Raw genomic sequence first — 21,306 nt, 5'->3', positions numbered from 1 at the left:
AGTGCGTAATCTGTTTCTCGTAGGACCGATGGGCTCGGGCAAGAGCACCATCGGCCGGCTCCTGGCGAAGGAATTGCGGCTGCCGTTCAAGGATTCCGACAAGGTAATCGAAGAACGTACCGGTGCCGACATCCCCTGGATCTTCGATGTGGAAGGCGAGCAGGGCTTTCGCGAGCGCGAACGCGCCGCGATCGCCGAGCTGTGCGCGGAAAACGGCCTGGTGATGGCTACCGGTGGGGGCGCCGTGCTGCGCGAGGACAATCGCCAGGCGCTCAAGCACGGCGGACGGGTCATCTATCTGCATGCCTCCATCGAGCAGCAGATCGAACGCACCTCCCGCGATCGCAACCGCCCCCTCCTGCAGACCGCCGATCCCGCGGCGGTGCTGCGCAATCTCATGGCCATGCGCGACCCGCTGTACCGCGAGATCGCCGATATCATCATCGAGACCGACGAGCGGCCACCCCGGCTGGTCGTGCTGCAGATACTCGACCGTCTGAAAGCCCTGGCGCCGCATTAAAGCCGCGTGCGTTCTGCGCTATGCTAGGCGCCCTTTGAATCAAGGTGACGGCATGCGGACTCTTCACGTCGAGCTCGGTGAGCGCAGCTACCCGATCTACATCGGCCAGGGCCTCCTGGATCGGCCGGACTGCTTCCTGCCCCATCTCGCCGGGCGCAAGGTGGCGATCGTCACCAATGAAACCATCGCACCGCTCTATCTGGAGCGCCTGCTGCGCACCCTCGGCGATCGCCAGGTCAGCTCGATCGTGCTGCCCGATGGCGAGGCGCACAAGAACTGGGAAACCCTGCAGTTGATCTTCGACGGCCTGCTGCAGGATCGTCATGATCGCAAGACCACCCTCATCGCTCTCGGTGGCGGGGTGATCGGCGACATGGGCGGCTTCGCCGCGGCCTGCTATCAGCGCGGCGTGGACTTCATCCAGGTGCCGACCACGCTACTGTCCCAGGTCGATTCCTCGGTGGGCGGCAAGACCGGCATCAACCACCCGCTGGGCAAGAACATGATCGGCGCCTTCTACCAGCCCAAGGCCGTGGTCATCGACACCGACAGCCTGGCGACCCTGCCGGCGCGCGAACTGTCGGCGGGTCTGGCCGAGGTCATCAAGTACGGCCTGATCTGCGACGAAGCCTTCCTCGGCTGGCTCGAAGAGTATGTCGAGGCGCTGCTGGCGCTGGACCAGCAGGCCCTCACCGCAGCCATCGAGCGCTCCTGCGCGGCCAAGGCCCAGGTGGTCGGCAGCGACGAGCGCGAGTCGGGCCTGCGTGCCATCCTCAATCTTGGCCATACCTTCGGCCACGCCATCGAGACCCACCAGGGCTATGGCGTCTGGCTGCATGGCGAGGCGGTTTCCGCCGGCATGGTCATGGCGTTGCAGATGTCCCTGCTGCTGGGCTGGCTCACGGCGGCCCAGCGCGACCGCGCCCTGCGCCTGCTGGTCCGGGCAGGACTTCCCGTGGTACCGCCGGCGGACATGCAGCCGGCCGATTTCGAACGCCTCATGGCGGTGGACAAGAAGGTCCTGGATGGACAACTCCGGCTGGTACTGCTCAGTGACCTGGGCCAGGCCGTGGTGACCTCCGACTTCGCCCGCGACATTCTCGAGCAGACGCTGCGTACCGATTACCAAGCGCTGACCGCCCAGTAAGGAGAACAAGAGAGTCCCATGTCCAATCTGCACGCCGACGAAGCCTTCCTCGGTCACTATCAGTTCACTCACGACCCGTTCGCCGCCCGCGTTCCCGGTTTCAAATTCTTTCCGGCGCAGCGCAAGCCGGTGCTGGGCCAGTTGCATCATCTGGCCCGCTATAGCCAGCTGCTGCTGGTGGTCAGCGGCCCCGAGGGCAGTGGCAAGACACTGCTGCGCCAGGCGCTGGCGGCCAGTACCAAGAAGGAGGCCGTGCACTGCGTGGTGATTTCCGCGCAGAACGGCGGCGACGCCCGCACCGTGCTGGCCCAGGTCGCCAAGGGCGTGGGCGCCGACAGCCAGACGCCGGCGGCCATTCTCGCGCAGGCGGCGGAAGTGCGCCTGGCGGGGCAGGAGGTCTACATCCTGGTGGATGACGCCGAGGCGCTGGCCACCCCCGCGCTGGAAGCCCTGCTGGAACTGGCCGGTGGCGGCGAAAAGGAGCGCCTGCACGTCTTCCTGTTCGGCGAAGCGGAAGTGGTGATGCGCCTGGAAGACATCGCCCAGGGCGAAGAGCGCTATCACGCCATCGAATTGCTGCCCTACAGCGAGAGCGAGGCCGAGGAATATCTGGCCCAGCGCCTGGAGGGTGCCGGCCAGGGTCTGGAGATATTCACCGACGAGCAACTCGCGACCATCCACCAGCGCTCCGGCGGCTGGCCCGGTCGGCTCAACGAAGAAGCCCGGGATGTCCTGGTGGCGGGCATGAGCGCCCGGCGCAAGAAGGCCGCCGCACCGGCGAAGGGCTCGCGCAATCTGCTGGCGGCGCTGCCGCGCAAGCACCTGGTCATTCTCGGGGTGGTGGTGCTGGCGGTGGGCGCCGCGGCGCTGTCGCTGAAGGGCGGCAAGAGCGAGGCCCCGGCCACCGGCACGGCCGGACAGGACCTGCCCATGGGTGGCCAGAACACCGCCTCCGCCGGCAAGGACGCCCAGGGGGCGCCCATCCAGTTCGACGGCTCTTCCAAGCCGCTGCCCCTGCCGCTGGTGGGTGAGTCGCAGCCGGTCATCCGTGAACCCCTGGCGGAAGCGGCTGGTGGCCGGCAGGCGGGTACCGCGGCGGGTAACGACATGGGCGCTGGCGGCGTGCCGCCGACCGTGACCACCGAAGCCCCGCCGGTCAGTGACGAAGACGAACTGCCCAGCCGGACACCGGCACGCACGCCAGCGCCCAGTGCGCCGGCAGTGGCTGCCCCAACGCCCCGGCATACCGCGCCTGCGCCTACCGCCGCGCCGGCACCGGCCAAGCCGGCCCCGACGGCGGCGCCTGCCCACGCCGGCAGCGCCGCGGCGGGCTGGTACGGCAGCCAGGCCGGTAGCAAATACGCCTTGCAGGTGGTGGGCACCAGCACCGAAAAGGCCGCGCAGGACTTCATCGCCGCCCAGTCCGACAGTGGCAACTTCCGCTATTTCAAGAAGAGCTACCAGGGCAAGGCGCTCTATGTGGTGACCTACGGCAACTTCGCCAATCGGGCGGCGGCGGAAGCGGCGGTCAAGCAGCTGCCGGCCAAGGTGCAGGCCAGCAAACCCTGGCCGCGGACCTTCGCCAGCATCCAGCAGGACATCGCCACCAGTCGCTGATTCTTGCCTGAGATGCAAATAAAGCCCCGGTGCTATCACGAGCGTGATGCCGGGGCTTTCTTTTTTGCGTCACCAAATTTTCATCAGGTGTCATCAGTGTTTGTCGTAAGCGATTTTTTCGCTACACTGGTCAGCCTTTGACTGTCCGAAAAAAGTTCAAATAAGCGGACCGTTTTGTGATGCCTTCGCAATAACCTGATTGCCGGTGAGAGCGCTATGAAAGCAGGCCTGTTCAATCCCGATAGCTTCAAGGACAACTGCGGCTTCGGCCTGATCGCCCATATGCAGGGCGAGCCCAGCCACGACCTGCTGGAAACGGCCATTGAAGCCCTGACCTGCATGACCCACCGGGGCGGTATCAACGCGGACGGCAAGACCGGTGACGGTTGCGGTCTGCTCATGCAGAAGCCGGACGCCTTCCTGCGCGCCATCGCCCAGGAGCAGTTCGGTGCCGAATTGCCCGAGCAGTACGCTGCCGGCGTGGTGTTCTTCAACCAGGACGAGGCCCGTGCCGAACGGGCCCGTGCCAACATGAACCTGGAGATCGAGGCCGCCGGCCTGACCCTGGTCGGCTGGCGCAAGGTGCCCATCGACACCTCGGTGCTGGGTGAATTGGCCCTGGCCCGCCTGCCGCGCATCGAGCAGGTGTTCGTCGCCGGTCCGGGTCTCGACGACCAGCAGTTCGGGGTCAAGCTGTTCTCCGCCCGCCGCCGTTCCTCGGTGCGCAACGCCGAGGACGCCGAGCACTACATCTGCAGCCTGTCGTCCCGGGTCATCGTCTACAAGGGCCTGATGATGCCGGCGGATCTTGCCGCCTTCTATCCGGACCTCGGCGATCCGCGCCTGGCCACCGCCATCTGCGTCTTCCACCAGCGCTTCTCCACCAACACCCTGCCGAAGTGGCCGCTGGCGCAGCCCTTCCGCTATCTCGCCCACAACGGCGAGATCAACACCATCACCGGCAACCGCAACTGGGCCCAGGCGCGGCGGACCAAGTTCGTCAACGAACTGATCCCGGATCTCGACCAGCTCGGTCCGCTGGTCAACCGCGTCGGTTCCGACTCCTCCAGCATGGACAACATGCTGGAACTGCTGGTGACCGGCGGCATGGATCTGTTCCGCGCCGTGCGCATGATCATTCCGCCGGCCTGGCAGAACGTCGAGACCATGGACGCCGATCTGCGCGCCTTCTATGAATTCAACTCCATGCACATGGAGCCCTGGGACGGTCCGGCCGGCGTGGTGCTGACCGAAGGTCGCTACGCGGTCTGCCTGCTCGACCGCAACGGCCTGCGCCCGGCGCGCTGGGTGACCACCAAGAACGGCTACATCACCCTGGCCTCGGAAGTCGGCGTCTGGAACTACCAGCCCGACGACGTCATCGCCAAGGGCCGGGTCGGCCCGGGCCAGATCCTCGCCGTGGACACCGAGACCGGCGAGGTGCTGCAGACCGACGACATCGACAATCGCCTCAAGGCGCGCCATCCCTACAAGCAGTGGCTGCGCAAGAACGCCATGCGCATCCAGGCGACCCTGGACGACAACGATCACGGTTCGGCCTTCTACGACCAGGATCAGCTGCGCCAGTACATGAAGATGTTCCAGGTCACCTTCGAGGAGCGTGATCAGGTCTTGCGCCCGCTGGGCGAGCAGGGCCAGGAAGCCGTGGGCTCCATGGGCGACGACACCCCGATGGCGGTGCTGTCGCGGCGCATCCGCTCGCCCTACGACTATTTCCGCCAGCAATTCGCTCAGGTCACCAACCCGCCAATCGACCCGCTGCGCGAGTCCATCGTCATGTCCCTGGAGACCTGCCTGGGCGCCGAGCGCAATGTCTTCGAGGAAACCGCCGAGCACGCCGATCGCGCCATCCTGAGCAGTCCGGTGGTCTCGCCGGCCAAGTGGCGGACCATCCTCAACATGCCCAAGCCCGGCTTCGAGCATGTCAAGATCGACCTCAACTACCCCGAATCCTTGGGCCTCGAGGCGGCCCTGCGCAACATCGTCGAGCAGGCCGAGGAGGCCGTGCGCGCCGGCAAGGTGCTGCTGGTGCTGACCGACCGCCACATCGAGCCGGGCAAGCTGCCGGTGCACGCGGTGCTGGCCACCGGCGCCGTGCACCATCACCTGGTCAACCTGGGGCTGCGCACCAGCAGCAACATCCTGGTGGAGACCGCCACCGCCCGTGATCCGCACCACTTCGCCGTGCTGCTGGGCTTCGGCGCCACCGCGGTCTATCCGTTCCTGGCCTACGAGGTGCTGGGTGATCTGATCCGCACCGGCGAGGTGCTGGGCGACCTCTACGAGGTGTTCAAGTACTACCGCAAGGGCATCACCAAGGGCCTGCTCAAGGTGATCTCCAAGATGGGCATCTCCACCGTCGCCTCCTATCGCGGCGCCCAGCTGTTCGAGGCCGTGGGCCTGGCGGACGAGGTCACCGACCTCTGCTTCCCCGGCGTCACCAGCCGCATCAAGGGCGCGCGCTTCGTCGACCTGGAAGCCGAGCAGAAGCTGCTGGCCGGCGAAGCCTGGAACAACCGCAAGCCGATCCAGCCGGGTGGCCTGCTCAAGTTCGTCTATGGCGGCGAGTACCACGCCTACAACCCGGACGTGGTCAATCTGCTGCAGGCCGCCGTGCAGCAGGGCGACTACGCCAAGTTCCGCGAATACACCGCGCTGGTGGACCAGCGTCCGGTGGCCATGATCCGCGACCTGCTCAAGGTCAAGACCAGCGACCAGCCCCTGGCCCTGGACGAGATCGAGCCGCTGGCCAACATCTTCACCCGCTTCGACGCCGCCGGCATCTCCCTGGGCGCCCTTTCGCCGGAGGCCCACGAGGCCCTGGCCGAGGCCATGAACCGTCTGGGCGGGCGCTCCAACTCCGGTGAGGGCGGCGAGGACCCGGCGCGCTACGGCACCATCAAGAGTTCCAAGATCAAGCAGGTGGCGACCGGCCGCTTCGGCGTCACCCCCGAGTACCTGGTCAATGCCGAGGTCCTGCAGATCAAGGTGGCCCAGGGCGCCAAGCCGGGCGAGGGCGGCCAGCTGCCCGGTGGCAAGGTCAACGGCCTGATCGCCAAGCTGCGCTATGCGGTACCCGGCGTGACCCTGATCTCGCCGCCGCCGCACCACGACATCTATTCCATCGAAGACCTGTCGCAGCTGATCTTCGACCTCAAGCAGGTCAATCCCAAGGCGCTGGTATCGGTCAAGCTGGTGTCCGAGCCCGGCGTGGGGACGGTAGCGGCTGGTGTGGCCAAGGCCTATGCCGACCTCATCACCATCTCCGGCTACGACGGCGGCACCGGTGCTTCGCCGGTGACCTCCATCAAGTACGCCGGTTCGCCCTGGGAACTGGGCCTGGCCGAGGCGCACCAGACCCTGCGCGGTAACGACCTGCGCGGCAAGGTGCGGGTGCAGACCGACGGCGGTCTGAAGACCGGCCTGGACGTGATCAAGGCGGCCATCCTCGGCGCCGAGAGCTTCGGCTTCGGCACCGCGCCGATGATCGCCCTGGGTTGCAAGTACCTGCGCATCTGCCACCTGAACAACTGCGCCACCGGCGTCGCCACCCAGAACGACCGGCTGCGCAAGGAACACTTCATCGGCACGGTGGAAATGGTGATGAATTTCTTCACCTTCATCGCCGAGGAAACCCGCGAGTGGCTGGCCAGGCTGGGCGTACGCAGCCTGGGCGAACTGATCGGCCGTACCGACCTGCTGGAAATCCTGCCGGGCGAGACCGCCAAGCAGCAGCACCTGGATCTCACCCCGCTGCTGGGTAGCGATCACATTCCGGCCGAGAAGCCGCAGTTCTGCCAGGTGGAAAAGAATCCGCCGTTCGATCAGGGTCTGCTGGCCGAGGAAATGGTGCGCCTGTCGCTGCCCGGGATCGAAAAGCTCGAAGGCGGTGACTTCAGCCTGAGCATCGGCAACTGCGACCGCTCCATCGGTGCCCGTGTCTCCGGCGAAATCGCCCGGCGTCACGGCAACCAGGGCATGGTGAAGGCGCCGCTGACCTTCCGCCTCAAGGGCACCGCTGGCCAGAGCTTCGGCGTCTGGAATGCCGGCGGCCTGCACATGTATCTGGAAGGCGATGCCAACGACTACGTGGGCAAGGGCATGACCGGCGGCAAGCTGGTCATCACCCCGCCCCAGGGCGCGGGCTTCAAGAGCCAGGAATCGGCCATCATCGGCAACACCTGCCTCTATGGCGCCACCGGTGGCAAGCTGTTCGCCGCCGGCACCGCCGGTGAGCGCTTCGGGGTGCGCAACTCCGGGGCCCACACCGTGGTGGAAGGCACCGGCGACCACTGCTGCGAGTACATGACCGGCGGTTTCGTCTGCGTGCTGGGCAAGACCGGCTACAACTTCGGCTCGGGCATGACCGGCGGCTTCGCCTATGTGCTGGACCTGGACAATGGTTTCTATGACCGGGTCAACCACGAACTGGTGGAGATCCAGCGCATCAACAGCGAGGCCATGGAAGCCTATCGCAGCCACCTGGAAGGGGTCCTGGCCGAATACGTGCGCGAGACCGGCAGCGCCTGGGGCAGCCATCTCCATGAGAACCTGGACGACTACTTGCGCAAGTTCTGGCTGGTGAAGCCCAAGGCGGCCAGCCTGGCATCGCTGCTGGTCAGCACCCGCGCCCGTCCGGAATAACGACTTCGATGCCGGCGCCGCAAGGCGCCGGTTTCACCGTGATAGCTCGTGGCGCCCTGCTGAAGGGGCGTCGCTTCAAGAGGTTTGGAAATGGCTGAACGTCTGAACAACGACTTCCAGTTCATCGAGGTCGGTCGCAAGGATCCGAAGAAGAAGCTGCTGCGCCAGCGCAAGAAGGAATTCGTCGAGATCCACGATCCCTTCAAGCCGCAGCAGGCCGCCGAGCAGGCGCACCGCTGCCTGGGTTGCGGCAACCCCTATTGCGAATGGAAGTGCCCGGTGCACAACTTCATTCCCAACTGGCTCAAGCTGGTCTCCGAAGGCAACATCCTGGCGGCGGCGGAGCTGGCGCACCAGACCAACACCCTGCCCGAGGTCTGTGGCCGGGTCTGCCCGCAGGATCGGCTCTGCGAGGGCGCCTGTACCCTCAATGACGGTTTCGGCGCGGTGACCATCGGGTCGGTGGAGAAGTACATCACCGACACCGCCTTCGCCATGGGCTGGCGCCCGGACATGTCCAAGGTCAAGCCGACCGGCAAGCGCGTCGCCGTGATCGGTGCCGGTCCGGCCGGCCTGGGCTGTGCCGACATCCTGGTACGCAACGGCGTGACCCCGGTGGTATTCGACAAGCATCCCGAGATCGGGGGCCTGCTGACCTTCGGCATCCCCGAATTCAAGCTGGAAAAGACCGTGCTCAGCCGCCGCCGCGAGGTCTTCGGCGGGATGGGCGTGGAATTCCGCCTCAACACCGAGGTGGGCAAGGACGTGACCCTGGACCAGTTGCTCGAAGAATTCGATGCGGTCTTCCTGGGCATGGGCACCTACACCTACATGAAGGGCGGCTTCCCCGGCGAAGACTTGCCCGGGGTGCACGACGCCCTGGATTTCCTGGTGGCCAACGTCAATCGCAACCTGGGCTTCGAAAAGGATGCGGCCGACTTCGTCGACATGAAGGGCAAGCGCGTGGTGGTCCTGGGCGGTGGTGACACCGCCATGGATTGCAACCGCACCTCCATCCGCCAGGGCGCCAAGAGCGTGACCTGCGCCTATCGCCGCGACGCCGCCAACATGCCGGGCTCGCGCAAGGAAGTGAAGAACGCCAAGGAAGAGGGCGTGAAGTTCCTCTTCAACCGCCAGCCCGTCGCCATCATCGGCGAAGACAAGGTGGAAGGCGTCAAGGTGGTGGAGACCCGTCTGGGCGAGCCCGATGCCCGTGGTCGCCGCAGTCCCGAGCCGATTCCCGGTTCCGAGGAGATCCTGCCGGCCGATGCGGTGGTCATCGCCTTTGGTTTCCGCCCGAGTCCCGCGCCCTGGTTCGAGCAGTTCGGCATCGACCTCGACACCCAGGGCCGCGTGGTCGCGCCAGGGCTGCACGAGTTCAAGCACCAGACCAGCAACCCGAAGATCTTTGCCGGTGGCGACATGGTGCGCGGCTCCGACCTGGTGGTGACCGCCATCTTCGAAGGCCGCAACGCCGCCGAGGGCATCCTCGACTACCTGGGCGTCTGACGTTCGACGGCTAGACAGAAGCCGACCGGTACAAGCCGGTCGGCTTTTTTATTGGCGAAGGATTATCGCGTCCGTGGGCCGCTCCTACGAAAAGCATCACGCTGTAGGAGCGGTCGCTACGGCGCACCGGCATGGCCGCGATCAGCCCGCCGATCCGTAGGATTGAAAACCGCACAGCGTTTTCCATCTGGATGACCGTCCGGCGATAGGCGAGGCTGTACCGTCACCCTATGGAGCACCCCATCGCCCCGATAGACAAAAGGCACGACCCCTCGCCGTGCCTTTTGCCAGCCGCTTTGCGACAATGCCGGCACTTTTGCTGCCGGATGTCGCCATGACTGCCCTGAAGAACGACCGTTTCCTGCGTGCCCTGCTCAAGCAGCCGGTGGACGTCACCCCGGTGTGGATGATGCGCCAGGCCGGGCGCTATCTGCCCGAGTACCGCGCCAGCCGGGCCCGCGCCGGGGACTTCATGAGTCTGTGCAAGAACCCGCAATTCGCCTGCGAGGTGACCCTGCAGCCGCTGGAGCGCTATCCGCTGGATGCCGCCATCCTCTTTTCCGACATCCTCACCATCCCCGACGCCATGGGTCAGGGCCTCTATTTCGAGACCGGCGAGGGGCCGCGCTTTCGCAAGGTGATCAATACGCCGGCCGACATCGAGGCGCTGCCGATCCCCGATGCCGAATCCGACCTGGGCTACGTGATGGACGCCGTGCGCACCATCCGCACGGCGCTGGACGGCCGGGTACCCCTGATCGGCTTTTCCGGCAGCCCCTGGACCCTCGCCACCTACATGATCGAAGGCGGCTCCAGCAAGGATTTCCGCAAGGCCAAGGCCATGCTCTACGACACCCCCGAGGCCCTGCACCTGCTGCTGGACAAGCTGGCCCAGGCGGTCACCGCCTACCTCAACGGCCAGATTCGCGCCGGTGCCCAGGCGGTACAGATCTTCGATACCTGGGGGGGCAACCTGTCCGCTGCGGCCTACCAGGAATTTTCCCTGGCCTACATGCGCAAGATCGTCGCCGGGCTGATCCGCGAGCATGAAGGACGCCAGGTACCGGTGATCCTCTTCACCAAGAATGGCGGTCTCTGGCTGGAAAGTCTGGCCGACAGTGGCGCCGAGGCCCTGGGTCTGGACTGGACCTGCGACATCGGCGAAGCCCGTCGGCGGGTCGGCAGCCAGGTCGCCCTGCAGGGCAACATGGACCCCAGCGTGCTCTACGCCAAACCGGCGGCCATCCGCGCGGAGGTGGGGCGCATCCTGGAAAGCTATGGCCAGGGCAGCGGCCACGTCTTCAACCTCGGCCACGGCATCACCCCCGAGGTGGACCCGGCCCATGCCGGTGCCTTCATCGAAGCCGTCCACGAGTTGTCGGGGCGCTACCACCAGGGCTGACTGTGCCGGGATCGGCACGGCCGGTCCCAAGTCGAGCGAGCGGGGCGTGGCCGGTTACGGCATAGTCGGGGTTTTCCCGACGGAGCGCCGCCATGGCCCAGATGACCCCGGAAGACCTGCAGCACCTGGCCGAAGAGGTGCTCGCGGCCCACGGCTTCAGCCAGCCGCAGGGCGCGGCCATCGCTGCCATGATGGTGGCCGGCCAGCGTGACGACTGCGCCTCCCACGGCATCTATCGGCTGCTGGGCATCGTCAAGACGCTCAAGGCCGGCAAGGTGGTGGCGGATGCCGAGCCTCGCGTCGAAGACGTGGCACCGGCCATCGTCCGGGTCGATGCCGGGGGCGGCTTCTCGCCGCTGGCCTTTCACACGGGTCTGCCGCTGCTGGAAGCCAAGGCGCGCAATTGCGGTCTGGCAGCCCTGGCGATCAACAACTGCGTGCACTTCTCGGCGCTCTGGGTGGAGATGGAAGCCCTCACCGCCAGGGGCCTGGTGGCCTTGGCCTGCAATCCGACCCAGGCCTATGTCGCCCCGGCCGGCGGGCATCGCCCCCTGTTCGGTACCAATCCCCTGGCCTTCGGCTGGCCACGGCCGGAAGGGCAGCCCTTCGTCTTCGACTTCGCCACCAGCGCCGTGGCCCGCGGCGAAATCGAATTGCATCGTCGCGCCGGCAAGGCCCTGCCCGAGGGCTGGGGGGTGGATGCCGAGGGTGCTCCCAGCAGCGATGCCCGCACCGTGCTGGAGGAGGGCGCCATGCTCACCTTTGGCGGTCACAAGGGCTCGGCGCTGTCGGCCATGATCGAGTTGCTCGCCGGCCCGCTGATCGGTGATCTCACCAGTCCGGAGTCTTCCGTGGTCGACGCCGGCGCGGGCGGGTTGCCCTATCACGGCGAACTCATCCTGGCTTTCGATCCCCAGCGCTTTCTCGGCGCGGCAGTGGCCGACTATCAGCAGCGTGCCGAGCAGCTGTTCGCCGGTATCGAGGCCCAGGGCGCCCGCCTGCCGTCGCAACGCCGCTACCAGGCACGGACTCGTAACACCACCCGTGGCTGGGTGGAGGTGCCGGACGAACTCCTGGCCGACGTCCGGGCCCTACTGCCCGGCTGAGCCGGGACGCGATGTGCATCACCTGGAGGAGGCTGCGACAACGCGGTCTCTGAACCCCGCCCTGGACGCAGGGTCCACGACTGGCCCCCTTAGTGCCAGCCTGGGTCTTCATGTACGCCGACGACACCGATCGCCCTCACCACCGCGGCCTGTTGCTGCTGAGCATCACCCTGATGGTGCTGGTGTACTTTCTCGACAACCTGTCGATCGCCCTGGCCAACCGCTATGTCTACGGCGGCCTGGGTATCGACCCCCGCAGCTACACCCTGGCCACGGCCTGCTACAGCGCCGCGGTCATCGTCACCAGTGCCCCGCACCAGTGGTTCGCCCAGCGCCTGGGCTATCGCAACCTGATCTTCACCGCCGTCGGCATCCACCTGGTCGGCCAGGTGTGCTGCCTGGTGGCCACCGATCTGCCGACCTTCATCGTCGGGCGAGTACTGATGGGCGCCGGTGCCGCCACCTTCTTTGCCGGGGCGCGGGTACTGGTGCAGATGTATTTCTCCGGTCCGCAGTTGCCGACCGGGATCCGCGCCTTCGCTTCCGGCGTACCCCTGGGTGGTGCGCTCGCGTCCTTCACCACCGCGGAATTGCTGGAAGGTCATCAGTGGCGCGCCATCTTCATGGTGCCGGCGCTGGCCTGTGCGCTGGTGGCGGTGTGCGTCTGGCTTTCGCTGCCGCGGCGCTCCCATCCGCTGCAGAATTCCGGAGCGCCTTCGCTGCTGTCCATGGTGCTGCTGACGGTGGGCAGCCTGCTGCTGACCACCACCACCCAGCGCCTGGCCTTCGACTTCTTCAGCGATGGGCTGTGGCTGGCCCTGGAGCTGCTGCTGGGAACGGCCATCCTCGGCCTCTATGTCTACTACGAGCGCGGCCTGGCACGGCCGACGCTGGACTTCAAGCACGCCATCACCCCGGGCTTTCTCGCCGGCATGCTGTTCATGATGCTCAACTACTTCCTGCTCGGCGCCTACAACTTCATCATCCCCCAGTACGTGGTCAACGGCCTGCAACTGCCGGTCTATACCGCCGGGGGCGTCATGGCGCTGGGCTGGCTGTGCGGTCTGGCCCCGCTGCTGATGATCACCTCGGTGCGGCTGCGCGAGCGCTTTCCCTGGGGCGGCTTTCGCAAGTACCTGGTGGCGGGCTACCTGCTGCTGGCCGGCTACGGCTTCTGGATGGTGCGCCAGCACGCCGACGTGCCCCTCTACCAGCAGCTGGTCCCGGGGCTGATGATGCATGGCACCTACCTGATCGGCACCTTCGCGGTGATCATCATGTACACCTTCATGCGCGTCGAGCCGGCCTATTTCAGCCAGGCCTACCAGATCAAGAACATGACCCAGCAACTGGTCATGCCCATGGGCATCGTGCTCTCCAACGTCTTCCTGCAGTGGCGCGACGCCTTTCACGCCGCGGTGCTCAGCGCCGCGGTCAATCCCTATGCGCAGAACTACCAGGCCTATGGCGAACGCTATCGGCAAGCCACCGGCGCCGACAGCGCCCTGGCGCAGATCTCCAGTCTGGTCACCCGCCAGAGCCAGGTGCTGGGCTATCTTGACTATTTCTGGCTGGTCGGCTGGATCGGTCTGGCACTGGCCCTCTACATGGCCGTGCAACGGCATTTTCGCTGAAGCGCGACGTTTGCCGGCCCTTAAGCCGACGTTCAGCTAGCGACCACCATAATGCGGGCTTTTGCAGGTCGCGGCAGCCGCCGGGAGCCTGCGCCGGTCGGCCGCGCCCCAGTCGGTCCGGAGCTTGCATTGCTGGGCTGTCGGGCTTTGTGGAACAATGCGGGCAACGACATTTTTCAAGGGTGGCAGCCGTGATCGACGCTGATGGTTTTCGCCCCAATGTCGGCATCATTCTCGCCAACGATGCCGGCCAAGTTCTGTGGGCCCGCCGCATCAACCAGGATGCCTGGCAGTTCCCCCAGGGTGGGATAGATGACCGGGAAACGCCCGAAGAGGCGCTTTACCGGGAGCTGAACGAAGAGGTGGGGCTGAGCCCCGATGACGTCCGCATCCTGGCCTGTACCCGGGGCTGGTTGCGCTATCGTCTGCCGCAGCGCATGGTGCGCACCCATAGCCGTCCGCTGTGCATCGGCCAGAAGCAGAAGTGGTTTCTGCTGCGGCTGACCGCGGAAGAGCAGCGGGTGCGGATGGATGTGACGGGCAAGCCGGAATTCGATGGCTGGCGCTGGGTAAGCTACTGGTACCCATTGGGCCAGGTGGTGACCTTCAAGCGCGAGGTCTATCGGCGGGCGCTCAAGGAGTTGGCACCCCGCTTGCTGGCCTGATTACCGGTACGGCCGGTGCGAAAAAGGTGAGGAGAAGCTGTGGTCATGCAGGATGAACGACACGTGATGCACGCCGGCGGTTCCGCCGGGCGTCGGCTGCGGAGGCGCTAGATGCTTGCAGTTCTGCGCAAGATCGTCCAGGAGGTCAATGCCGCCAAGGATCTGGGGTCGGCACTGTCCATCATCGTGCAGCGCGTCCGCGCGGCCATGCAGTCGCAGGTCTGCTCCGTCTATCTGCTGGATCCGGATACCAACCGTTTCGTGCTGATGGCCACCGAGGGCCTCAACAAGAAGTCCATCGGTCGGGTCAGCATGGCCCCCAACGAGGGCCTGGTCGGCCTGGTCGGGACCCGCGAAGAGCCGCTCAATCTCGAAGACGCCGCCAGTCACCCGCGCTTTCGCTACTTTGCCGAGACCGGCGAAGAACGCTATGCCTCCTTTCTCGGTGCGCCCATCATCCACCACCGGCGCGTCATGGGCGTGCTGGTGGTGCAGCAGAAGGAGCGTCGCCAGTTCGACGAGGGGGAGGAGGCCTTCCTGGTGACCATGAGCGCCCAGCTCGCCGGGGTGATCGCCCATGCCGAGGCCACCGGGACCATCCGCGGGCTGGACCGGCAGGGCCGGGGTATCCAGGAAGCCCGTTTCGTCGGCATCCCCGGTTCGCCCGGGGTCGGCGTCGGCAAGGCGGTGGTGGTCCTGCCACCGGCTGACCTGGAAGTGGTCCCGGACAAGACCGTGACCGACATCGACGCCGAGTTGCAGCTGTTCCGCACCGCCATCGAAGGCGTACGGGCGGACATGAAGGCGCTGTCCAAGCGCCTGTCCACCCAGTTGCGCAAGGAAGAGCAGGCGCTGTTCGACGTCTATCTGATGATGCTCGACGACGCCGCCCTCGGTAACGAGGTGACCACCATCATCAAGAGTGGGCAGTGGGCCCAGGGCGCCTTGCGCCAGGTGGTGATGGAGCACGTCCAGCGCTTCGAGCTGATGGACGACGCCTATCTGCGCGAACGCGCCGCCGATGTGCGCGACCTCGGTCGCCGGCTGCTGGCCTATCTGCAGCAGGCTCACCAGGCCTGCCTGATCTATCCGGAAAACACCATCCTGGTCAGCGAGGAGCTCTCGCCGGCCATGCTCGGCGAGGTGCCCGAAGGGCGTCTGGTCGGCCTGATCTCGGTACTCGGCTCGGGCAACTCCCACGTCGCCATCCTGGCGCGCGCCATGGGCGTGCCCACCGTCATGGGCGCGGTGGACCTGCCGTATTCCAAGGTGGACGGCATCGACCTCATCGTCGATGGCTACCATGGCGAGATCTTCACCAATCCGTCGCCGACGCTGATCAAGCAGTATGGCGACGTGGTGGAAGAGGAGCGCCAGCTGACCCAGGGCCTCGACGCCCTGCGCAGCCTGCCCTGCGAGACCCTCGACGGTCACCGCATGCCGCTGTGGGTCAACACCGGCCTGATGGCCGACGTGGCCCGCGCTCAGCAGCGCGGCGCCGAAGGCGTCGGGCTGTACCGCACCGAAGTCCCCTTTATGGTCAACGAGCGCTTTCCCAGCGAGAAGGAGCAGCTCTCCATCTATCGCGAGCAGCTGGCCGCCTTCCATCCGGCGCCGGTGACCATGCGTACCCTGGACATCGGTGGCGACAAGGCGCTGTCCTATTTCCCGATCAAGGAAGACAATCCCTTCCTCGGCTGGCGCGGCATCCGCGTCACCCTGGACCATCCGGAAATCTTCCTGGTGCAGACCCGCGCCATGCTCAAGGCCAGCGAAGGCCTGAACAACCTGCGCATCATGCTGCCGATGATTTCCGGCGTGCACGAGGTGGAGGAATCCCAGCACCTGCTGCACCGCGCCTGGTGCGAGGTGCGTGACGAAGGCGTCGACATCCCCATGCCGCCGGTGGGCGTCATGGTCGAGGTACCCTCGGCGGTCTACCAGGCCCGCGACCTGGCGCGCCAGGTGGACTTCATCTCGGTGGGTTCCAACGACCTGACCCAGTACCTGCTGGCGGTGGATCGCAACAACCCGCGGGTGGCCGACCTCTACGACTACTTCCACCCGGCGGTGCTGCAGGCGCTGCAACAGGTGGTGGACGGCGCCCACGCCGAAGGGGTGCCGGTCAGCATCTGCGGCGAGATGGCCGGCGATCCGGCGGCGGCGGTGCTGCTCATGGGCATGGGCTTCGATACCCTGTCGATGAACGCCACCAACCTGCCCAAGGTGAAGTGGCTGCTGCGCCAGGTCACCCTGGAAAAGGCCCGCGAGCTGGTGCAGCAGATGCGCCAGATCGACAACCCCCAGGTCATCCACAGCGCCCTGCACCTGGCCTTGCGCAATCTCGGACTGGGCCGGGTGATCAACCCGGCAGCCAGCGTCCAGAGCTGAGCGTGTCAGGCGGGAAGGCTGCTTCCCGCCTGACAGGTAGCGGCGTACCATGCCGCCTCTTGCGCCCGAGGTGATGATGGATCTCTTGCTCTTCCTGGTGCTCGGCGCCTGCGCCGGGCTGCTGGCCGGTCTGTTCGGGGTCGGCGGTGGCCTGATCATCGTGCCGGTGCTGGTCTACAGCTTTACCGCCAAGGGCCTCGATCCGGACATCCTCACCCACCTGGCGGTGGGCACCTCGCTGGCCACCATTGTCTTCACCTCGCTGAATTCCGTCTGGGCCCACCATCGACTCGGTGCCGTCCGCTGGCGGCTGTTCGCCTGGATGGCCCTGGGCATCGTCTTCGGCAGTGCCCTGGGCGCCCTGACCGCCGCCGCCATCCATGGCCCGCTGCTGCAGAAGATCATCGGCACCTTCGCCATACTCATTGCCCTCCAGCTGGCGCTGGACCTGCGCCCCAAGCGCCAGGCCCGCGAGCCCGGCAAGCCGGCGCTGACGCTGGCGGGGGTGGTGATCGGCTGGGCCTCGGCGATCTTCGGCATCGGCGGCGGCTCGCTCACCGTGCCCTTCCTGATCTGGCGCAGCCTGTCGATGCAGCAGGCGGTGGCCACCTCGGCGGCCTGTGGCCTGCCCATCGCCCTGTCCGGGGCGCTGTCCTTCATCCTGGTCGGCTGGCAGCAGCCGGGTCTGCCCGCCTGGAGTCTGGGCTATGTCTATCTGCCGGCCCTGCTGGGCATCGCCCTGACCAGCATGTTCTCGGCCCGTTTCGGTGCGCGGCTGGCCCATCGCCTCTCGCCCCGGCTGCTCAAGCGCCTGTTCGCCCTGCTGCTGTTCGGCGTCGGTCTCAACTTTCTACTCTGATCCCTTTCAAGGAGGCACCATGCTGCCGTATCCGCAAATAGACCCGGTGGCCCTGTCGCTGGGGCCGCTGAAGATCCACTGGTACGGCCTCATGTACCTGGTGGGGATCGGCGGCGCCTGGTGGCTGGCCAAGCGGCGACTCAATCGCTTCGATCCGCGCTGGACCAGCGAGACCCTGTCCGACCTGGTGTTCTGGGTGGCGCTGGGGGTCATCGCCGGGGGGCGACTCGGCTACGTGCTGTTCTACAACCTGGCGGAGTACATCGCCAATCCGACGCTGATCTTCGAGGTCTGGAAGGGCGGCATGTCCTTCCATGGCGGGCTGCTCGGCGTGATCCTGGCGGTCTGGTGGTTCGGCAAGCGCCACAACAAGGGCTTCTTCGAGCTGATGGACTTCATCGCGCCGCTGGTACCCATCGGCCTCGGTGCCGGCCGCTTCGGCAATTTCATCAACGCCGAGCTCTGGGGCAAGCCCACCGATGTCCCTTGGGCGATGATCTTCCCGCCCTACAGCGATCCGGCCCAGCTGCCGCGCCATCCGTCGCAGCTCTATCAGTTCGCCCTGGAAGGCGTGGCGCTGTTCGTCATTCTCTGGCTGTACTCGCGCAAGCCGCGGCCGACCATGGCCGTGTCCGGCCTGTTCGTGCTCTGCTACGGCATCTTCCGCTTCATCGTCGAATTCGTCCGGGTGCCCGACGCCCAGCTCGGCTATCTGGCCTGGGGCTGGCTGACCATGGGGCAGGTGCTCTGCGTACCCATGGTGCTCGGCGGTATCGCGCTCATGGTCTATGCCTATCGCCGTGCGCCCCAGCCGGTCGTCCGCGCCGAATGACGTCTGGGGGCCGCCCGCATGACAATTGCGGGCGGCCTGTTATAGTTCAGGGACCACCATTACAACCGCGCAAGGGATCAGCCGTATGAATCCGTTCCGTAGCCTGGCCGCCGTGCTGGCGCTGGCCCTGACGATGCAGGTCCTGCCGGCGCAGGCACAGCAGGCCCAGGGTGACGTCACCGAATATCAGACCGCCGACCAGGCGTTCGGTGAAGCCCAGGCTCCCGCCGCCTTTTCCATGATCGGCGATCTGCTGATCGCGCGACCGCTGCTGATCGCCGCCACCGTGATCGGCGCGGGCGCGTTCGTGGTCAGTCTGCCGTTCACCGCCGCCGGCGGTAACATCGGCAAGGCCGGCAAGGCGCTGGTGGTCGAGCCGGGCAAGGCGGCCTTCGTGCGCTGCTTGGGCTGCACCCAGAGCGGGTACGGGCGTACCGAGTAGGCCAGGCTGTTTAAGCCTGGCCGCTGATCTTCAGATACTTGTCGTGCAACTGCTCCTTGGTCTCGACATGGTTCTCGTCGAGGGGGATGCAGTCCACCGGGCAGACCTGCTGGCACTGGGGTTCGTCGTAGTGGCCCACGCACTCGGTGCACAGGTTCGGATCGATCACATAGATCTCCGCACCCTGGGAGATGGCGCCGTTCGGGCACTCGGGCTCGCACACGTCGCAGTTGATGCAATCGTCGGTAATGATGAGGGACATCGTCGGCTCCACGCCGCGCGAACGCGCAGCGATCCAAAAGTCAGGCGCGCATTTTGCCCCATCCGCGCGCCGGCTGCACCCGACAGTCCTTGGGGTTAATCAGCTGGCCGGGGCAAAACGCTCCAGCAGCGCCTGATGCACGGTGGGATGGACGAACTTGGTTACGTCGCCGCCGAGTGCCGCGATCTCCCGCACCAGGGTGGAAGACAGGTAGGAATAGTGTTCCGACGGGGTCAGGAACATGCTTTCCGCCTGGGGCGCCAGTACCCGGTTCATGTTGGCCAGCTGGAATTCGAATTCGAAATCCGACACGGCGCGCAAGCCGCGCAGGATGATGGTCGCCTGCTGCTGCTCCACCAGGTTGGCCAGCAGGCAGCTGAAGCCGATCACCTCGACGTTGGGCAGGTGCGCGGTCACCGCCTTGGCCAGCTCGACCCGCCGCTCCAGCGGAAACAGCGGATTCTTCTTGGGGCTGGCCGCCACCGCCACCACGACTTCGTCGAACAGCCGCGAGGCGCGCTCCACCAGATCGCCATGGCCCTTGGTGATGGGGTCGAAGGTGCCGGGGTATAGCACTCGGTTCATGACGCTTTCCTGGGGGCGAAGCTGTTGGGGCTTGGATGGTAGCTCAGGGGCGGAGTGAGGCCAAGGCGACAGCCGCCGGGATCGCCGACCCGTGGGCGTTTATCGGCCGGATGGCGCTGCCCGCTGGCTGACCAGCCAGTCGGGGATGCGCCTTTCCAGATAGTAGTCCGGGTCGCGGAAGGCGCCGCCGACGAAACCCACGTGGCCGCCATGGGGCAGGCGCTCGAACAGGGTGTCGGGCGCCAGTTCGGCGCGGGCGGGCAGGGCGTCGGTGCCGATGAAGGGATCGTCCTCGGCCTGGATCAGCAGGGTGGGGATGCGGATTCCCCCCAGGTAGTAGCGGCTGGAGGCCTGGCGATAGTAATCCCGGGCGTCGCGAAAGCCGTGCAGGGGCGCGGTGTAGCGGTCGTCGAAGTCCCAGAAGGTCTTGAGCCCCTCCGGCGGCCCCAGGCGCGCGAGGATCTCGTGCTGCTCGGGGTGGCGCTCGCGGTCGAACAGCGCCTGCTTGTCGCGCACGTAGCGCGCCAATTCGCGGATGAAGTGCCGCTGGTAGATGCGCGAGAAGCCGAGGCCGATGCGATCGGCGCAGAGGTCCAGGCGAAAGGGCACCGAGACCGCCGCTGCGGCGGTGAGACCACTGTCCGCGCCGCGCTCACCGAGATACTTGAGCAGCACATTGCCACCGAGGGAAAAGCCCACCGCATACAGTGGCGCCTTCGGACGACTGGCCTGCAGATGGCGCACCACCGCGGCCAGGTCTTCGCTGACGCCAGAGTGATAGCCGCGCGGCAGGCGGTTGGGTTCGCCGGAGCAGCCGCGCCAGTTGAGGCCGACGCTGGCCCAGCCGCGGGCGGCGAGGGCGAATTGCAGGCCGAGCACATAGTGGGAGCCGGAGCTGCCGGTGAGGCCATGGGCGATCAGTACCAGCGGCGCGCGCGGATCCTCGGCGTGGTACCAGTCCAGGTCGAGGAAATCGCCATCCTCCAGCCACAGTCGCTCCCGCGGCCGGGTGATGGGCGGCAGGCGGCGCCACAGCGAGCCCCAGAGGGTCTGCAGGTGCGGGCCGGGCAGCCAGCGCGCCGGGCGAAAGGGAGCACTGTTCACGCCTGGCGATGCCAGAGGGCATAGTGGACGTTGCCGGTCTTCTTCTCGCGGTGCAGCTGCCAGGTCGCGGGCAGGGCCAGGCGCGAGGGCTGGGTCTCGCTCTCGGTATAGATCCAGGTGTCCGCGGCCAGCCAGCCCTGGGTTTCCAGGGCCGCGCAGGCCGGCTCCAGCAGGTCCTTGCCAAAGGGCGGATCGAGAAACACCAGGTCGAAGGGCATCTCCGCCGGCTTGGCCAGGGCCTGCAGGGCGTCGGTCTGGCGCACCTCGGCGTGGGCGCAGCCGAGGGCCTGCAGATGGCCGCGCAGGGCATTGGCGGCCTGGGCATTGAGGTCGAAGGCCAACGCCGGGCCGGCGCCGCGGGACAGGGCTTCCAGCAGCAGGGCGCCGCTGCCAGCGAAGGGATCCAGCACCCGTGCGCCCGGGGTGACGGCGGCCAGCCAGTTGAACAGGGTCTCGCGGACCCGATCCGGGGTGGGTCTCAGGCCCAGGGCATCGGGAAAGACGAAGCGCCGGCTGCGCCAATCGCCACCGATGATGCGCAGTTGGTTGGCGGTCTTCTGGGCCAT

The 21,306-nt window shown here is 66.5% G+C and carries 17 protein-coding genes; 13 read left to right on the top strand and 4 right to left on the bottom strand.

Annotated features, from left to right (window positions below; translation table 11 throughout):
- The first annotated feature begins 1 nt into the window (after position 1).
- From aroK to GSQ95_RS06325, 13 genes are all read left to right on the top strand, one after another.
- On the top strand, positions 2 to 520 hold the full coding sequence (gene aroK, locus GSQ95_RS06385; RefSeq protein ID WP_133861489.1) for a shikimate kinase AroK: 519 nt from the start codon (positions 2 to 4) through the stop codon (positions 518 to 520).
- A gap of 52 nt (positions 521 to 572) precedes the next feature.
- Positions 573 to 1,667: a 3-dehydroquinate synthase gene (aroB, locus tag GSQ95_RS06380; RefSeq protein ID WP_158893536.1), complete on the top strand. Its 1,095-nt coding sequence runs from the start codon at positions 573 to 575 to the stop codon at positions 1,665 to 1,667.
- Positions 1,668 to 1,685: 18 nt separating this feature from the next.
- Positions 1,686 to 3,284 carry an AAA family ATPase gene (locus GSQ95_RS06375; RefSeq protein ID WP_158893538.1) on the top strand — a complete coding sequence of 533 codons (1,599 nt, stop codon included), beginning with the start codon at positions 1,686 to 1,688 and terminating at the stop codon, positions 3,282 to 3,284.
- A gap of 216 nt (positions 3,285 to 3,500) precedes the next feature.
- On the top strand, positions 3,501 to 7,949 hold the full coding sequence (gltB, locus tag GSQ95_RS06370) for a glutamate synthase large subunit (protein WP_158893540.1): 4,449 nt from the start codon (positions 3,501 to 3,503) through the stop codon (positions 7,947 to 7,949).
- A gap of 90 nt (positions 7,950 to 8,039) precedes the next feature.
- Positions 8,040 to 9,458: an FAD-dependent oxidoreductase gene (locus tag GSQ95_RS06365; protein WP_158893542.1), complete on the top strand. Its 1,419-nt coding sequence runs from the start codon at positions 8,040 to 8,042 to the stop codon at positions 9,456 to 9,458.
- 334 nt (positions 9,459 to 9,792) lie between these two features.
- Positions 9,793 to 10,860, top strand: a complete 1,068-nt coding sequence (hemE, locus tag GSQ95_RS06360; protein ID WP_158893544.1) for a uroporphyrinogen decarboxylase — start codon at positions 9,793 to 9,795, stop codon at positions 10,858 to 10,860.
- Between the two features lie 92 nt (positions 10,861 to 10,952).
- Positions 10,953 to 11,966 (top strand): Ldh family oxidoreductase, encoded by a 1,014-nt coding sequence (locus GSQ95_RS06355; protein ID WP_158893546.1) that lies wholly within the window; start codon positions 10,953 to 10,955, stop codon positions 11,964 to 11,966.
- A gap of 110 nt (positions 11,967 to 12,076) precedes the next feature.
- Positions 12,077 to 13,600, top strand: a complete 1,524-nt coding sequence (locus GSQ95_RS06350; protein ID WP_158893548.1) for an MFS transporter — start codon at positions 12,077 to 12,079, stop codon at positions 13,598 to 13,600.
- A gap of 191 nt (positions 13,601 to 13,791) precedes the next feature.
- Complete coding sequence (locus tag GSQ95_RS06345) at positions 13,792 to 14,265, top strand: RNA pyrophosphohydrolase (RefSeq protein WP_007161635.1); 474 nt, start codon at positions 13,792 to 13,794, stop codon at positions 14,263 to 14,265.
- Between the two features lie 111 nt (positions 14,266 to 14,376).
- On the top strand, positions 14,377 to 16,656 hold the full coding sequence (gene ptsP, locus GSQ95_RS06340; RefSeq protein WP_158893550.1) for a phosphoenolpyruvate--protein phosphotransferase: 2,280 nt from the start codon (positions 14,377 to 14,379) through the stop codon (positions 16,654 to 16,656).
- Positions 16,657 to 16,732: 76 nt separating this feature from the next.
- Positions 16,733 to 17,515 carry a sulfite exporter TauE/SafE family protein gene (locus GSQ95_RS06335; protein WP_158893627.1) on the top strand — a complete coding sequence of 261 codons (783 nt, stop codon included), beginning with the start codon at positions 16,733 to 16,735 and terminating at the stop codon, positions 17,513 to 17,515.
- 19 nt (positions 17,516 to 17,534) lie between these two features.
- Positions 17,535 to 18,347 carry a prolipoprotein diacylglyceryl transferase gene (gene lgt / locus GSQ95_RS06330; protein WP_158893552.1) on the top strand — a complete coding sequence of 271 codons (813 nt, stop codon included), beginning with the start codon at positions 17,535 to 17,537 and terminating at the stop codon, positions 18,345 to 18,347.
- Positions 18,348 to 18,432: 85 nt separating this feature from the next.
- Positions 18,433 to 18,789, top strand: a complete 357-nt coding sequence (locus GSQ95_RS06325) for a multidrug transporter (protein WP_133861480.1) — start codon at positions 18,433 to 18,435, stop codon at positions 18,787 to 18,789.
- 10 nt (positions 18,790 to 18,799) lie between these two features.
- Here GSQ95_RS06325 and GSQ95_RS06320 read toward each other — a convergent pair whose 3' ends face one another.
- The 4 genes from GSQ95_RS06320 to rsmD all read right to left on the bottom strand — a co-directional run bounded on the left by GSQ95_RS06320 (position 18,800) and on the right by rsmD (position 21,306).
- Complete coding sequence (locus GSQ95_RS06320; protein WP_007161640.1) at positions 18,800 to 19,051, bottom strand: YfhL family 4Fe-4S dicluster ferredoxin; 252 nt, start codon at positions 19,049 to 19,051, stop codon at positions 18,800 to 18,802.
- 99 nt (positions 19,052 to 19,150) lie between these two features.
- Positions 19,151 to 19,636: a pantetheine-phosphate adenylyltransferase gene (gene coaD / locus GSQ95_RS06315; RefSeq protein WP_158893554.1), complete on the bottom strand. Its 486-nt coding sequence runs from the start codon at positions 19,634 to 19,636 to the stop codon at positions 19,151 to 19,153.
- A 99-nt stretch (positions 19,637 to 19,735) separates the two neighbouring features.
- Positions 19,736 to 20,740 (bottom strand): hydrolase, encoded by a 1,005-nt coding sequence (locus GSQ95_RS06310; protein WP_158893556.1) that lies wholly within the window; start codon positions 20,738 to 20,740, stop codon positions 19,736 to 19,738.
- On the bottom strand, positions 20,737 to 21,306 hold the full coding sequence (rsmD, locus tag GSQ95_RS06305; RefSeq protein WP_158893558.1) for a 16S rRNA (guanine(966)-N(2))-methyltransferase RsmD: 570 nt from the start codon (positions 21,304 to 21,306) through the stop codon (positions 20,737 to 20,739). Before rsmD ends, GSQ95_RS06310 begins: the two co-directional genes overlap by 4 nt.

The sequence above is a fragment of the Pseudomonas sp. BAV 4579 genome, from assembly GCF_009765395.1.
Classification (GTDB): Bacteria; Pseudomonadota; Gammaproteobacteria; order Pseudomonadales; family Pseudomonadaceae; genus Chryseomonas; species Chryseomonas aestiva.
Note: the sequence above shows the minus strand (reverse complement) of the source record. Positions and strands in the feature narration are given on the sequence as shown.